The following is a 13,987-nucleotide window of genomic DNA, read 5'->3' as shown; positions in this document are numbered from 1 at the left end:
AAATAGGGTAACAAAAAATAAGGTAAATGTATATAAGTGTATAAGCAATAAAATTCGAACACTTAAACATTTAAATTATGAAAATAGTAAGCAAAAATTTTAGATTTATCCTTAGCCTAGTTATAGTGCTAAGCACATTATTTACGTCATGCAACCCAAATGATAGTAACGATTCTTCTTTAGATCCTGGAGAAAACAACGAAGCCACTTTAGATTTAGGCTCTAGTATTCAAAGAGATTTTATGGGAAGAATTGTTGATGAAGCAAATTTACCTTTAGAAAATGTAAACATTACAATAGGAGGTAAAGCGGCTTCTACAGACGAAAACGGAATGTTTATTATTAATAATACCGATGTAAACCAAAATCAAGCATTTATTACGGCCGAAAAATCGGGTTATTTAAAAGGTATGCGAGCGGTAGTGCCAACTTCTGGTACAAACCAAATTAAAATTATGCTGGTTGCAGAGCATTTAGCCGGTACAGTGGCTTCAGGAAGTAATAGTGAGGTTTATTTAGCCAATGGAACAAAAGTAAGTTTTGATGGTGATTTTAAAGATGAAAACGGAAACGCATACTCAGGGAATGTTAAGGTATTTGTATATCACCTAGACCCAGCTAATCCTGATGTGGAAGATTTAATGCCAGGAAGTTTACAAGCTCAAAACTCTAATGGACAAGAGCGTGTTTTAGAAACTTACGGTATGATAAATGTTGAATTAAAAGGAGATTCTGGAGAAAAATTAAACATAGCAGATGGTAGTTTTGCACAAATTGAATTACCTGTAGATCCTGCTCAAATAAGTGTAGCGCCAGCAAGTATACCGTTATGGCATTTTGATGAGGTTAATGGCTATTGGATAGAAGATGGTGCTGCTACATTAGTAGGAGGAAAGTACGTAGGTGAAGTTGCTCATTTTTCTTGGTGGAACTGCGATGCTCAATTTCCAACAGTAAACTTGTGCTTAAATATTGTAGACAATGCTAATAACCCTATTTCTAATGTAAAAGTGGAGTTATGGAGAACTGGTGCTATTTATCCAAGAACTGGTTATACTAATGGAGACGGCGAAATTTGTGGGTTAATACCTGCAAATGAAGTATTAACATTAAAAGCCTTTAATCAATGTAGCGATTTAGAGTATACTACAACAATAGGTCCTTTTTCTTCAGATACTAATTTAGGTGATATTGTACTAACTTCGGTTGTTTCTTCAACTATTACAGGGAGTTTGGTAGATTGTTCTAGTGTTAACGTAACAAACGGATATGTAGTTTTAGACTATGGTAATTTCTACGCAACATCTCAAGTAACAAATGGTTTGTTTTCATTTTCAGTATTACAATGTGCTTCTGTTCTTGATTTTACGTTAGAAGGTGTAGATTATGATAGTTTTCAAACAACAAATGAGTTAACATTCAATTTTACAAATAGTAATGTTGGTAATATTATAGCGTGTAACACTATAACAGAATACGTTAGTATACAGGTAGATGCTAATCCAGTAGATTATTACGTTATAGGTATAGATGCAAATGCATATCAGCAAGGAACAGGTTTTACTATAAATGCAAAATCGAACACCGGACCTATTACCGATTGGTTTTATATTGGAATCGATACAATAACGCCTGGAAATTATGCTTTTTCTCAATTTGGTTTCGAAGCAGGGAATGTAGACTTAGATTATAATGTCGCTAATAGTTTACAGCTAAACTTGGCGAGCTATGGTAATGTTGGTGATTATATTGATGCAACCATTAACGGAACCTATACAGATTTATCAGGAAACATAAGAACCCTTTCAATAACAATACATGTATTAAGAGATAATTAACGAGATCTTAAGCCTAAAATTAAAAAGCCATTTCTTTTAAAGAAATGGCTTTTTTTTTATTTTACGCCTCCTAGATATTTACAATCTTTTAGGCTTTGCATCCCGTTGAAAGGGACTTTTGTTTTCTCGTACATATACGTACGGCTGAGGTCTTTTGCGAGGTCGTTACCATCGATATTAATTTCTATATCGGTCATTTTAAACTGGCAAGGATGTTCGTAACCCGCAGCGTGAGTAATTTCTATTAATTCTTTTCTAAATGTTTTGTAATACTGTGCCAAACGTTGTGCTTTTAATTCTGGATTGATACCATTTTGCAACCATTTATTTTGTGTAGCAATACCGGTAGGGCAGCGGTTAGTATGGCAAACTTGCGCTTGTATACAGCCAATACTCATCATAGACTCTCTGGCAACATTTATACAATCTACACCCATAGCGAATGCCATAGCTGCTTTTGCCGGAAAACCTAATTTTCCACTACCGACAAATACAATTCGCTCGCTTAATCCTTTGTCTTTAAAAAGTTTATATAAATCCGAAAAACCATAAACCCATGGTAGTGATACGTGATCGGCAAAACTTGGAGGTGCAGCACCAGTACCACCTTCACCACCATCTACGGTAATAAAATCTGGTCCTTTACCTGTTTTTTGCATAATATCTGCAAGCTCTTTCCATTGGTCTAATTTACCAATAGCTGCTTTTATACCTACAGGTAAACCTGTAGCTTCGGCAATTTTTTCGATAAACTCTACCATTTCTGGTACGTTAGAAAAGGCCTTGTGGTTTGGAGGAGAAAGCACATCTTTCCCTATTTCAACATGGCGAATTTCAGATATCTCTTGAGTAATTTTTGCGCCTGGCAATACGCCACCTTTTCCTGGTTTTGCACCCTGAGAAAGTTTTATCTCTATGGCACGGATAAAAGGTTTTTTCTCTACCAACTCTACTAGTTTTTCTAAAGAAAATCCACCATCGGCATTACGCACACCAAAATAACCTGTTCCAAAATGAAACACAACATCACCACCATGACTGTGATAAGGTGATAAACCACCTTCACCTGTATTGTGGTAAGCATCGGCAAGCTTTATCCCTTTGTTCATAGACTCTACTGCTTTTGCAGAAAGTGAACCAAAACTCATGGCCGATACGTTTATAATAGAAGCAGGACGAAATGGTTTTCTTCGTTTATTGAATTCACCCATAACTTTGGCGCATGGTAAAAACGATTTGTCAATTTTATTAGGATGATTTTCGTCTTTAATTTCATGAGGCATCATGGCATTATTTACAAAAAAGTGCTGGTGTTGGAAAATATCTCTATCAGTTCCAAAACCTTCGTAGTTATTTTCGTTTTTTGCAGAGGCATAAATCCAGCCACGTTCAATTCTATTAAACGGTAATTCTTCTCGGTTATTTGCTACGAAATACTGGCGCATTTCTGGCCCTATACTTTCCAGCCAATAGCGTAAATGCCCTACAATAGGGAAATTATGACTTATAGTGTGGTGCTTTTGCAATACATCACGAATAGCTACAATGGCTAGTGCTATTAGTACCCACACCCACCATGAAATTGTTCCGAGAAAATCTAACATATGTTTTTTTTATTTGAATAACTTAGACGTAAAGATATTTAAAACTTAAATATTTAAGTGAATTGTTCATAATTTTTAATAATTCCGACTTAGAAAATGCTGAACAATGGTTAATTTCACGCTTTAAAATGAATTAGGATTTGAAAAAGGATTTAGAGAGGGAATTACAGGAGCAATTAGCTAAGTTAAACGAGGCTCAATTAGCTCCAACCATACAAAAGGATGGCCCTATGATAGTTATTGCCGGCGCAGGATCGGGAAAAACACGTGTGCTTACTTTTCGTATAGCATATTTAATGAGTCAGGGTATTGATGCGTTTAATATTTTGTCGTTAACCTTTACCAATAAAGCGGCAAAGGAAATGAAAGAACGTATTGCTACTATTGTAGGAAATAGCGAAGCGAAAAACCTATGGATGGGAACCTTTCACTCGGTTTTCGCTAAAATTCTACGTATGGAAGCCGATAAACTAGGCTACCCGTCAAATTTCACTATTTATGATACTCAAGATTCCGATAGATTAATTTCTTCTATTATTAGAGAAATGGGTCTAGATAAAGATCTTTATAAATACAAGCAAGTACGTTCTAGAATTTCATCTTACAAAAACAGTTTAATTACCGTTCGTGCATATTTTCAGAACCCCGAATTGAAAGAAGCCGATGCTATGGCACGCCGACCAAGAATGGGAGATATTTACAAAGAATTTGTAGATCGCTGTTTTAAAGCTGGTGCCATGGATTTTGATGATTTATTATTGAAAACTAACGAGCTTTTAACCCGTTTTCCGGAAGTGTTAGCAAAATATCAAAACCGATTTAGATATATTTTGGTTGATGAGTATCAGGATACAAACCACTCGCAATATTTAATAGTGAGAGCGTTATCTGATAAGTTTCAAAATATTTGTGTGGTTGGGGATGATGCGCAAAGTATTTATGCCTTCCGTGGTGCAAATATTAGTAACATTTTAAATTTTCAGAATGATTATGATGATGTTAAGGAATTTAGACTAGAGCAAAATTACAGATCTACAAAAAATATTGTAAACGCAGCAAACTCCATTATTGATAAAAATGAAACTAAACTAGATAAAGTAGTTTGGACAGCCAATGATGAAGGACCAAAAATAAAAGTAAACCGATCGCTTACTGATGGAGATGAGGGGCGTTATGTTGCGAGTACCATTTGGGAAACTAAAATGAACGAGCAGTTACCAAATAGTGATTTTGCTATTTTGTATCGTACTAATGCACAATCCCGTTCTATAGAGGATGCTTTAAGAAAGCGTGATATTCCTTATAGAATTTATGGTGGTTTATCTTTTTACCAAAGGAAAGAAATTAAAGATGTTTTAGCTTATTTAAGGTTAATTATTAACCCTGCCGATGAGGAAGCTTTAAAACGAATTATAAACTTCCCAGGCCGTGGTATTGGCCAAACTACTGTAGATAAATTGATTGTTTCGGCCAATGGCTACAAACGCTCTATTTTCGAGGTGATGAAAAATATCGATAAAACCGATGTTAAAATCAATGCGGGAACAAAAACTAAGCTTAAGAACTTTGTTACTTTAATTGAAACGTTTCAGGTATTAAATGAAACGGCCGATGTTTTTGAGTTAGCAGAATACGTAACACGAACAGCAGGTATTATTACCGAATATAAAAAGGATAATACGCCCGAAGGTGTTGTTAAAATTGAAAATATAGAGGAGCTTATCAATGGTATGAAGGATTTTGTGGAAGGCCAAAAAGAAATAGCCGATACCACAGGTAATTTAGCCGAGTTTCTAGAAGATGTCGCCTTGTCTACAGATATGGATTCCGATAAGGGTGATGCCGACCATGTTGCATTAATGACGATTCACTTAGCAAAAGGGTTAGAGTTTCAGCATGTATTTATTGTTGGTTTAGAGGAAGATTTATTCCCAAGCGCCATGAGTATGAATACGCGTAGCGAACTCGAGGAAGAACGCCGTTTGTTTTACGTAGCCTTAACACGTGCCGAAAAACAAGCGTATTTAACCTATGCTTTATCGCGATACCGTTGGGGTAAATTGGTAGATTCTGAGCCGAGTAGATTTATAGAAGAAATAGATGAGCAGTATCTTGATATTGTAACGCCTATAGAAGAGCGCAGGTTTAACCCTATGCTAGATTCTAAAATATTTGGTGATGTTTCAGAAAATAAACCTACAAGTTCTGGGAAAATAAGATTTAAGCCGGCAAAACAAGCCATACTTAAAAAAGGAGGACCAACAAAATCTTCTTCTGATAAGTTCCAGGTGACTACACCTAAAAATTTAAAGCCTATGGCTAAAACCAGCAATGATACTAACTTATTTGATAGTAAATTGGCTGTTGGTAATATTGTAAAACATATTCGTTTTGGTACAGGTGAAGTAAAGAAAATTGAAGGAACAGGTGCCGATATTAAAGCCGAAATTAGTTTTCAGCATGGAGGTACTAAAAAATTATTACTACGTTTTGCTAAACTAGATGTTATTGGTTAAGCGTTTATTTAAACAATTTGAAAAAGCCTTTTAAGTCCTCTTAAAAGGCTTTTTTATGTTTATAATTCGTTAAAATTATCCTAACAGCGCATGTTATTTTGTTATTTAGCATCTAAAGTTGAAACAATAGAAAAACAAATAGATATGAGAATTCTTTTAGTATTAGTATGCATGTTAAGCTTTAGTTTTATTTATGCCCAACCAGGTGGTGGCGGACAAGGTGGCCCTCCAGGTGGTGGTAGAAGTATGAGCAGTAGCCAAGAACGCCCAAAAATGGTAGAGTTTAATGCGGCTAAAGTAGCAGGTATTTTTAATTATGATGATGAAGCTGCTATTAAGAAGATTAAAATTAAGAAAAAACATAAAGATTTAACTTTAAAGGTGCGTAAGGCAATCGAGAAGTATAATATTCGTGTTAACGAAATTGCACTTTTAAACAAGGATAATTTTGATACTCTAAATGTATATGTTAATGCAAAAATGAAAGCAATGCAATCTAGTCGTGGTCAGAACCAAAGTGGTTCTAGAATGGATAGAAGCGATACCTCTTCTAATGACTCTAAAGACGATCCAGAGCGTGCTAAAATTAAACAAAAAATTGATCCTGCTAAAAAAGAAGTTAAAGTTGCCGAAGGAAAATTAAACACGCATTTGGAATCTATTTTAAGCGAAAAGCAATATGGCAAATGGCTTAAATATCAAGTAAAAGTTAAATCGGAATTGATTGAAGAACCAGAATCGAATAATAATAGTGATTCGGGAATGTCTCGTGGCGGCGGACAAGGTGGCCCTCCAGGTGGTGGCATGCGTTAATAAAATAAGTATAGAATAAAAAAAAAGGCTAAAATTCAAATTTTGAATTTTAGCCTTTTTTAGTTTATAAGTTATCTATGGTAAATGCTTTTATTTTGGTCCACGTATCTATAAACTCTATTCCGGTCCAGCCGTGTCCAGCTTCGGGATAAAGGGTGTACTCGTGGGTAACGTTAAGTTTAGATAGTTTCTCGTTTAAATCTGCTCCTTGGCTTATTGGTATCAATGGATCTTGTCCGCCATAAAACAAAATAGTTGCAGGTGCATTAGCTGTTACTTGGTGTAACGGACTTACTTCTTCTAAATATTCTACGGTAGGATCTTCTCCAAACAAGGTTAAAAAAGCATCTAATTCACTACTTTCTTCTGCTGCTAAAGCAAAATTAGGATCGGTTAAATTTGTTGGACCAACAATACTACAAACCATATTGGTTTTTTGTAAGGTATCAAAACTATAAGCCCATAATAAGGCTAAATGCCCACCAGCGCTTGCTCCAATAAACCCAAGCTGATCGGAAATAGAAAGCTTTATTTGGTTTGTTTTTAAATATCTAATTACCGTGCTAATATCATTAGTTTGCATTGGGTAAGGCTTGTTATTGCCATCTGCTAAACGGTAGTTCATATTCACTATGGCTACATCTGGAAAGTCTTGAATTAAAAGTGTTTTTAACGGATCCATTTCTGCTTTATCACCAGCAGACCAACCACCACCATGTATTAATATTATAATTTTAGTATCTACGGTTCTATCGGCAGGCAGGTATAAATCAAAAGTTTGATTCTCATCATCACCATATACTATATCTAACTCTTCGTACTCCAAAGTCGTGTCTAAGATATCAGCTGTGGCAATAGGTTCTATTTTTTCTGAGCAGCTTAAAATAGTTATAACCGCCAAGAGGTTTATGGATAAAATTTTAAGAAATTTCATATAAATAATGTTTTTTGTAAAAGCTTTAATTGAAGTATTTTAAACTACTTCATTATATGTTAAAAATAATATTTACTTTGTAGCGTTAAATAATGTAACGCAAGATAGTTATTATGGCTGAATTTTTAAGAATTTATGAGGAGAACCCAAATCCAAAACAGATTGAAAAAGCAGTCGCTATTTTGAAACGCGGCGGACTCATAATCTACCCAACCGATACTGTTTATGGTTTAGGTTGTGATATTACTAACGTTAAAGCTTTAGAGAAAATTGCACGTATTAAAGGTGTTAAGCTCGAAAAAGCTAACTTTTCGTTTGTTTGTCACGATTTAAGTAATATTAGTGATTACGTAAAGCAAATTGATACGTCTGTTTTTAAAATACTTAAACGTGCGCTTCCTGGGCCTTATACGTTTATTTTACCAGGTTCTAAAAACTTACCAAACCCGTTTAAAAAGCGAAAAACAGTTGGTATTCGTGTGCCAGATAATGCTATTGCGCTCGATATTGTAAAACTTCTAGGAAACCCGATTATATCAACATCTATACATGATGAAGATGCTGTTTTGGAATATACCACAGATCCAGAATTAATTTTGGAAAAATGGGATAACCTAGTCGATTTAGTAATCGATGGTGGTTATGGTGATAACGAGGCTTCTACGGTTATTGATCTTTCTGATGGTGAACCTATAATTGTTCGTGAAGGTAAGGGGAGTTTAGATATTTTTTAATTGATACTCTTTTTTAAAACTGGTACGTTTCTGTTAATTTAGAAATGATGTCTTTAACAGCCTTTTCCTTGGTTATGTTTTCTCTGTAATAGTCAATGTTCAATATTGGGTCTTTTTTAAGGTCGGCTTTATTGTACGGGTATTCCAATTTTTCTAGTATAGCACTTAGTGGTTCGTTGCTAAAACTTATTTTAACGTCTTTTACTTCCTGAGCCTCATTATTAGAGTTCGTGGAATAAGAGAAACTCGAACCAAAACTAGTAACTTCATGTTTTCTTATGGATATGGCTGTATCATCAGTAGATTTTTCAATTTCTTCAATTATGCATTTTTCTTTACCAGAATTACAGCTAAAAATAATAAACGCGATGAGAATTAAAAGATAGTAGTTTTTTTTATGGTTTGAATTTTTCATGAGTTGGTGGTTTGTTTAGTTGTTTTTCGTTTATTCGATATTTACATTTGATAGTCTGTAACTCGTTTTCTAGTTTTTATTCTTTTGAATATTCTTCGATTAATATTGATCCTGTAATTAAATTACCTGCAGCATCAAAAAAATGATTTTCTTTTCTGACGGTCAAAAGACTGTTATTATTTGATAAAATCATTTCATCGTATTTCTGACTTAAATTAGCTAAAACCATTCCAAAAGATACAATGCCAGATATTTGATAACTGTTTATTGAACTATAAGACCAATTTCCATCAGAAATCGATTGAACTGAATCGTAACATTCTCCGTTTATATCTTCATTAAATTTTGAGAAAGTATAACCTTGGTTGGAATAAAATATCATACGATTTCTTTCTTCACATTCAGAAAGTGGTTCTTCGGATATTAGGATTTCATTTAAATCAAGTATTGTTACGGATTCAAGTTTCCAGTTTCCAATTATTGGGTCTTGATTTCCTGAACTGTCAGCATTTGAACAGGATAAAATGATAAATCCAATCAATAACTTTAGTTTCTTCATTGGGTATATGTTCATTCATTGTAAGAACCGTAGTGTGTTATATGATAATTAAATTTCAGTTTCTACTTAGTTAAATATAAATATTTTGCTTTTATTTTTTTTACTATAAACGCCAAATTTTATATTTAGCGGACTTTGTTAATATTAAAAGACCTTTCTGCTTAGCACAAATGCCCTATGTTTTTTATACAGTGTTATGGGCTTTAATTTATTTTTAATGATTCCAAAAGGGAATTCATTTTTTCTTCAAATTCTTTTTTATTTTTCGCTATTCCAGATTTAAACTCTGTAAAATCTAAGCTGTTAATATCTCTTAATTCTTGAATATTTTCCCAAAACTCATCTTTTTTTGGCTTTGGTCTAATATCATCAAAATCGATATCAAATAGAAAGCTATCAATATGAATAGGAAATAAAATTGTTTTCCATAATTTATCTTGTTTCTTTCTTCCTTGAGTAAGTTCGTAATGACAAGCTTCACTTTTTAATGAATTACCTGAAGCAATAAATAAAAGGCGGTCATTTGAATCAATGTTAGACTTCATAATACTTTTCAAAGGTTGCCCACCCAATGCATTTTTTTCCCATAAAAAAGTTGAGACATTATTATCTTTTAAAAATTGATTTATTGCATTAGCAATTTTTGCATCTTTTAGGCTGTATGAGATAAAAACACTACTCATTATTTTATTGCTAAGTTCATTTTTAATTAGTTGTTGTACTCGTTCTTCTTGATTAAATATTTTTTTCAGTAAATCCTTAGATAAATTCTCACTTTCATTTAGCGTCTTGATATCTATGCTATTAGTTCCCCATCCTTTTTTGTTATTTGTTTCGTCAAAATTATAATCAAAAAGAATACAATCGGAAAAGGTGTTTTTAGAAAGTTCACATCCTTTGAAAAAAGTGTCAATGAATTCGACTGATTTAAATAAAGAATACTGAATATTGCAATCTTCAAATACAAGGTCTTCATTAACCTCTATATTTTGTAATTTCATTTTATCTTCCTCATCTAAATATTCTTCTGGAGTAACTTTCATAAGATACCCATAGGAAAAATTAGCTTGATATCTAGCGCTATCGATAACCGTTTTATAGAATACCGTGCTTACTGTATCTGTTCCAGAGATTTCTAGTCCCTCAAAATAGCAATGATTGAAGACAGAATCATATATATAGCTTTCCGAAATATTTAGATAAAATCGACATTTACAATTATTAATCTCTGTTGAAATTAATTGACTTTTTCTAAACACAGCTCTTTCTAAAACGGTATTTTCAAAAATACAGTTCTCAAAAGTTGTCATCCAAAATAAAGTTCCTGTGAGGTCACAATCATAAAATTTACATTCAAAGAATTTGACCCCTTGAACTTGTAATGATTTAAGTTTACTACCAGTTATTTTTTTATTTACAATAGTTCTTTCGTCATAAGTGTCTCCAAGAGAAATAGGATGACCTTTTGAAATGGATTGTTCATCTATTTTTAAATCAGTTTTATTACTATCCTTAAAAAAGGTTGTAAGTTCCGTAAAAGTTAAATAGCCTTCTATATCCAAATTGAGTTTTTTTTATTGCTTAAAACTACGGTACATGCGTACTTAATAAGAAGTAAAAATACAATTTCGAAAGCGGAACTCATAAAGAATTTTGTAATAATTAGGCTACTACGATGCTAAAATAAAAATCTCGCAGAGAGATACGAGCCAGGAGGTGTAATGAAAAGCCTTGTTAACTATAGCCCATCATTATTTATAGTTGATATTGAGTCTTTATTTTGATTTAATATTACCTTAACAGATCTAATTTCACCTTTTATATTAGGTTGTTTTTTTAAGAACATAGTTTCAAAAAGTTCTGTCTTTTTTACAAAGGTAAGGCTGTCTAGTTTTTTGTTGTAACAACTAAAGTAGAATGTACTGTTTTTAGGTAGGTTTAGTCTTGGAGCTAAAAGTGATTTAATTCCGTGAAATTCTAGTTTTTGTTCTTGAAGTTCTTTTTCTGTAAAAATGGCAATAGAATATTGTATTTCATCCAATAATGCTATTTCTTTTTCAGGAGTAGATCCAACTGCAGCAAACCATGATACTTCTCTTTCCTTTATTCGCTCTATTAAACGCTGTTTTGTTCTATCTGGATAATAATGAAGTTCTATAACTTTATATTTGTTTACACTATCTTGTTCATTAACGTTTTTAATGCGTATTTCACTACCTAATTTGTTTTGAAAAACATTAGTAAGAAATTCATTTCCTTTTCCTCTGTTAATAAAAATATTGAACCCTAAACTATCTATCTTTTCTTCGAATTCATTTATATATTTAATGATTTTATTAGATTCTGCAATATGGTTTCTACCAATTTGGTAAGGATTGGTGTAATTACTACTATATTTTCTATTCGCCTGTATTAACGCAGAGTGTATTGTTGTTGTGTCGTTTGTATAGTATAGAATTGTGTTTATCTTGTTTGCTAGGTTACTTGTTAAATTATTAAGTTCTTCAACTTTATTATTTCTTGCTACAATATGCTTATTTACTTCAGAAACGGGGCCTCCGTAATGAATCATTTCCATTTCTCTTTTAGCCTTGTAGTTATGAATCATTTCTTCAAAAGAATAGCCAAAGAGTTTCATTAAAATTAAGCCTACTAAAATGCTGTAAATGCCATATTTCAGAATAAGGAAGCCTATTTTTTCTGCTTTCATAAAGGTGAATGTGTTATTGTGTTTTTATTGTTATTGTATGTTCATTATTTTTATTTCAGTTGTATATGAATATGGTCATCGTGTCTAACTGCCCTACACCCGTGATATCTTATTCTATTTTCTTTTAAATTCATTCTGCTTTTTAAATGCGGTTCAATAAACAGCTTTCCTAAATCTTTACTTTTTAAGATGTTCTCTATTAGTTTTTTTGTTCCTTTTTTCGAGAAAACCAATTCCTTATTAATTTCTCCTAAAGTTAAGTGTTTTGGAAAGTCATATTGAAAAAATCCATTTTCTAAACACTTTTCAATTTGATTGAATTCACTTGGTTTTGGGTTTTCAAAAAATCCGTAACCGCTAATAGATTTTTGTTTATTCGTAATAATTCCGTTTTGAGTTTCGTAAATTAAACTGATGTCAATTTTCTTTCCATCATTATGGCTTAAATGTGGAAGTAGAGGGAACTTATTAATGAAAGGGAAATTAGCATCTAAATAATGAATTTCAATATTCGTTCCGTTTAATTCTTTTTCCGTTTTGTTTAGTAATTCGTTCAGTTTAGGCCTTACATAATTCCTGTTCAATAAAACAGTCATATAATTCGTTGGTTTTATTTTTTCGGAATGTTTTACTTTTTCTCGTCCAAAAAATTGTGATATTAATGGAACAATTAAAAGTGTCGAAAAAAGATAAAGACTTAAAAAAATAATAAGAGTTTTAAATTTCAGTTTTGTGTTCCATTTTTTAGAAATTATTAAACTTGCCAAATAAATAATTCCACCGATTTGAGTTATTACAGTTAGAAAGACAAAAAGGAATGTTTTATATATTATTTTTAGTAGGATTTTCAATTTTGAGTTCTAATTTTTGAATGAAGTGCAACGGTATTCTGTAATAATAGATCGATTTTTTGTGTGATTATTTTTCGTGAAAACATCAGAAGCTAGCAAACGAGCAACAAACTTTGGTTTAGCTAAAACTAGCAATTTTTTATATTCTTTGTTACCTGCTGGCTTTTATTTTTTTATCTCTTCTTTTTCTTAAAGCAATTATTTCTAAATCTAAATCTGATAATGCGATTTTCATACTTTCAGCTCGAATTTTTTTAATAATATTCTGCTTTTCGTTTTCCGTTGTTAGCTTCTCGTATAATTCAGGTGAAGGTGGTAAAAAATTAACCATCGGATTGTCAAAACTCCTGCTTATTCCACACGTATTCAGTCGAAGGAATCCATTTTCCATTTTTCCATAAACAATCCATTTTCCTTTTTTCTCAATAGATGGTTCGCAATATTTCCAGTTTTTTCCAACATAAACATTTCCTTTATTGTCTTCGCCGTCCAAAGATTCAATTACTTTTATTTTGAAACTCAAATCTGAGTTATTTACCTCAATAACTTCTCCAATAAAAATGCATTCGGAATTTTCCATTTCATATTTCTGTAAATCAGAAAGTTTCTTTACTGGACAATCACAAGCAAAACTTTTGAATGAAATTAAAATAAGAATTATAGCTAATTTTTGTTTCATAGTTTTGAGTTTTAGCTTGGAGGTAACGGTTTTGTGTATGGAAAGTTGCGATTTTGTGTGCGAGGATTTTCCGAAGGAAAATCAGACGTAACAAAATAGCAACGACCTTTGTTTAAGTACTAATTTAGCAATGAATTATACACGTCTTAAGTTAGCCTTTAAATAAAAAAGACTAATTTAAACATATAAAATAGAAAGCACAAAAGAGAGGAATAAGGTTAATATACACGGAGAGACTTCAGATCTCGTCAACATTGTAAATCCCCTCTCTTTTCTACACAGATTTCGAACAGTTCTGTGAGGCTTTTAGACCTCGATTTTAAGTCGTTGAAAC

General features: G+C 32.5%; 12 protein-coding genes. 4 read left to right on the top strand and 8 right to left on the bottom strand.

The genetic code is table 11. From position 1 onward, the window contains the following. Positions 1-77: 77 nt before the first annotated feature. Positions 78-1,838, top strand: coding sequence for a hypothetical protein (locus tag DFQ06_RS14100; RefSeq protein ID WP_133968353.1), 1,761 nt, complete (start codon positions 78-80; stop codon positions 1,836-1,838). 56 nt (positions 1,839-1,894) lie between these two features. Here DFQ06_RS14100 and DFQ06_RS14095 read toward each other — a convergent pair whose 3' ends face one another. Beyond that, positions 1,895-3,442, bottom strand: a complete 1,548-nt coding sequence (locus tag DFQ06_RS14095) for an FMN-binding glutamate synthase family protein (RefSeq protein ID WP_074939392.1) — start codon at positions 3,440-3,442, stop codon at positions 1,895-1,897. A 230-nt stretch (positions 3,443-3,672) separates the two neighbouring features. On the opposite strand from DFQ06_RS14095, the gene DFQ06_RS14090 reads away from it, so the two are divergent. Together DFQ06_RS14090 and DFQ06_RS14085 are read left to right on the top strand one after the other, a co-directional pair. Next, positions 3,673-5,958, top strand: coding sequence for an ATP-dependent helicase (locus DFQ06_RS14090; protein ID WP_394345344.1), 2,286 nt, complete (start codon positions 3,673-3,675; stop codon positions 5,956-5,958). A 144-nt stretch (positions 5,959-6,102) separates the two neighbouring features. After that, positions 6,103-6,771, top strand: a complete 669-nt coding sequence (locus DFQ06_RS14085; RefSeq protein ID WP_133968351.1) for a hypothetical protein — start codon at positions 6,103-6,105, stop codon at positions 6,769-6,771. A 64-nt stretch (positions 6,772-6,835) separates the two neighbouring features. On the opposite strand, the gene DFQ06_RS14080 is transcribed toward DFQ06_RS14085, so the two are convergent. Further along, the gene (locus DFQ06_RS14080; protein WP_133968349.1) at positions 6,836-7,705 is read right to left on the bottom strand and encodes an alpha/beta hydrolase; all 870 of its coding nucleotides are present in this window, start codon (positions 7,703-7,705) and stop codon (positions 6,836-6,838) included. Between the two features lie 113 nt (positions 7,706-7,818). Between DFQ06_RS14080 and DFQ06_RS14075 the strand changes: the two genes are divergently transcribed. Continuing rightward, positions 7,819-8,439, top strand: coding sequence for an L-threonylcarbamoyladenylate synthase (locus DFQ06_RS14075; RefSeq protein ID WP_042503747.1), 621 nt, complete (start codon positions 7,819-7,821; stop codon positions 8,437-8,439). A gap of 13 nt (positions 8,440-8,452) precedes the next feature. Here DFQ06_RS14075 and DFQ06_RS14070 read toward each other — a convergent pair whose 3' ends face one another. The 6 genes from DFQ06_RS14070 to DFQ06_RS14045 form a co-directional block, all read right to left on the bottom strand. Beyond that, positions 8,453-8,854, bottom strand: a complete 402-nt coding sequence (locus tag DFQ06_RS14070) for a hypothetical protein (protein WP_133968347.1) — start codon at positions 8,852-8,854, stop codon at positions 8,453-8,455. Positions 8,855-8,930: 76 nt separating this feature from the next. Continuing rightward, entirely contained in the window at positions 8,931-9,413 is a 483-nt protein-coding gene (locus DFQ06_RS14065; RefSeq protein ID WP_159140081.1) for a lipocalin family protein, read from the bottom strand. Positions 9,414-9,616: 203 nt separating this feature from the next. After that, the gene (locus DFQ06_RS14060; protein WP_133968342.1) at positions 9,617-10,975 is read right to left on the bottom strand and encodes a toll/interleukin-1 receptor domain-containing protein; all 1,359 of its coding nucleotides are present in this window, start codon (positions 10,973-10,975) and stop codon (positions 9,617-9,619) included. 176 nt (positions 10,976-11,151) lie between these two features. Then, the gene (locus tag DFQ06_RS14055) at positions 11,152-12,123 is read right to left on the bottom strand and encodes a hypothetical protein (RefSeq protein ID WP_133968340.1); all 972 of its coding nucleotides are present in this window, start codon (positions 12,121-12,123) and stop codon (positions 11,152-11,154) included. Between the two features lie 50 nt (positions 12,124-12,173). Continuing rightward, positions 12,174-12,719 (bottom strand): hypothetical protein, encoded by a 546-nt coding sequence (locus DFQ06_RS14050; protein WP_235833551.1) that lies wholly within the window; start codon positions 12,717-12,719, stop codon positions 12,174-12,176. Positions 12,720-13,125: 406 nt separating this feature from the next. Next, positions 13,126-13,653 carry a hypothetical protein gene (locus DFQ06_RS14045; RefSeq protein WP_133968336.1) on the bottom strand — a complete coding sequence of 176 codons (528 nt, stop codon included), beginning with the start codon at positions 13,651-13,653 and terminating at the stop codon, positions 13,126-13,128. Positions 13,654-13,987 lie beyond the last annotated feature (334 nt).

The sequence above is a fragment of the Algibacter lectus genome (genome assembly GCF_004368925.1).
Lineage (GTDB): Bacteria > Bacteroidota > Bacteroidia > Flavobacteriales > Flavobacteriaceae > Algibacter > Algibacter lectus.
Note: the sequence above shows the minus strand (reverse complement) of the source record. Positions and strands in the feature narration are given on the sequence as shown.

Coding starts and splice junctions, on each gene's coding strand:
- DFQ06_RS14100 (WP_133968353.1), top strand. CDS start 78: ATGAAAATAGTAAGCAAAAATTTTAGATTTATCCTTAGCCTAGTTATA.
- DFQ06_RS14095 (WP_074939392.1), bottom strand. CDS start 3,442: ATGTTAGATTTTCTCGGAACAATTTCATGGTGGGTGTGGGTACTAATA.
- DFQ06_RS14090 (WP_394345344.1), top strand. CDS start 3,673: ATGATAGTTATTGCCGGCGCAGGATCGGGAAAAACACGTGTGCTTACT.
- DFQ06_RS14085 (WP_133968351.1), top strand. CDS start 6,103: ATGAGAATTCTTTTAGTATTAGTATGCATGTTAAGCTTTAGTTTTATT.
- DFQ06_RS14080 (WP_133968349.1), bottom strand. CDS start 7,705: ATGAAATTTCTTAAAATTTTATCCATAAACCTCTTGGCGGTTATAACT.
- DFQ06_RS14075 (WP_042503747.1), top strand. CDS start 7,819: ATGGCTGAATTTTTAAGAATTTATGAGGAGAACCCAAATCCAAAACAG.
- DFQ06_RS14070 (WP_133968347.1), bottom strand. CDS start 8,854: ATGAAAAATTCAAACCATAAAAAAAACTACTATCTTTTAATTCTCATC.
- DFQ06_RS14065 (WP_159140081.1), bottom strand. CDS start 9,413: ATGAAGAAACTAAAGTTATTGATTGGATTTATCATTTTATCCTGTTCA.
- DFQ06_RS14055 (WP_133968340.1), bottom strand. CDS start 12,123: ATGAAAGCAGAAAAAATAGGCTTCCTTATTCTGAAATATGGCATTTAC.
- DFQ06_RS14050 (WP_235833551.1), bottom strand. CDS start 12,719: ATGACTGTTTTATTGAACAGGAATTATGTAAGGCCTAAACTGAACGAA.
- DFQ06_RS14045 (WP_133968336.1), bottom strand. CDS start 13,653: ATGAAACAAAAATTAGCTATAATTCTTATTTTAATTTCATTCAAAAGT.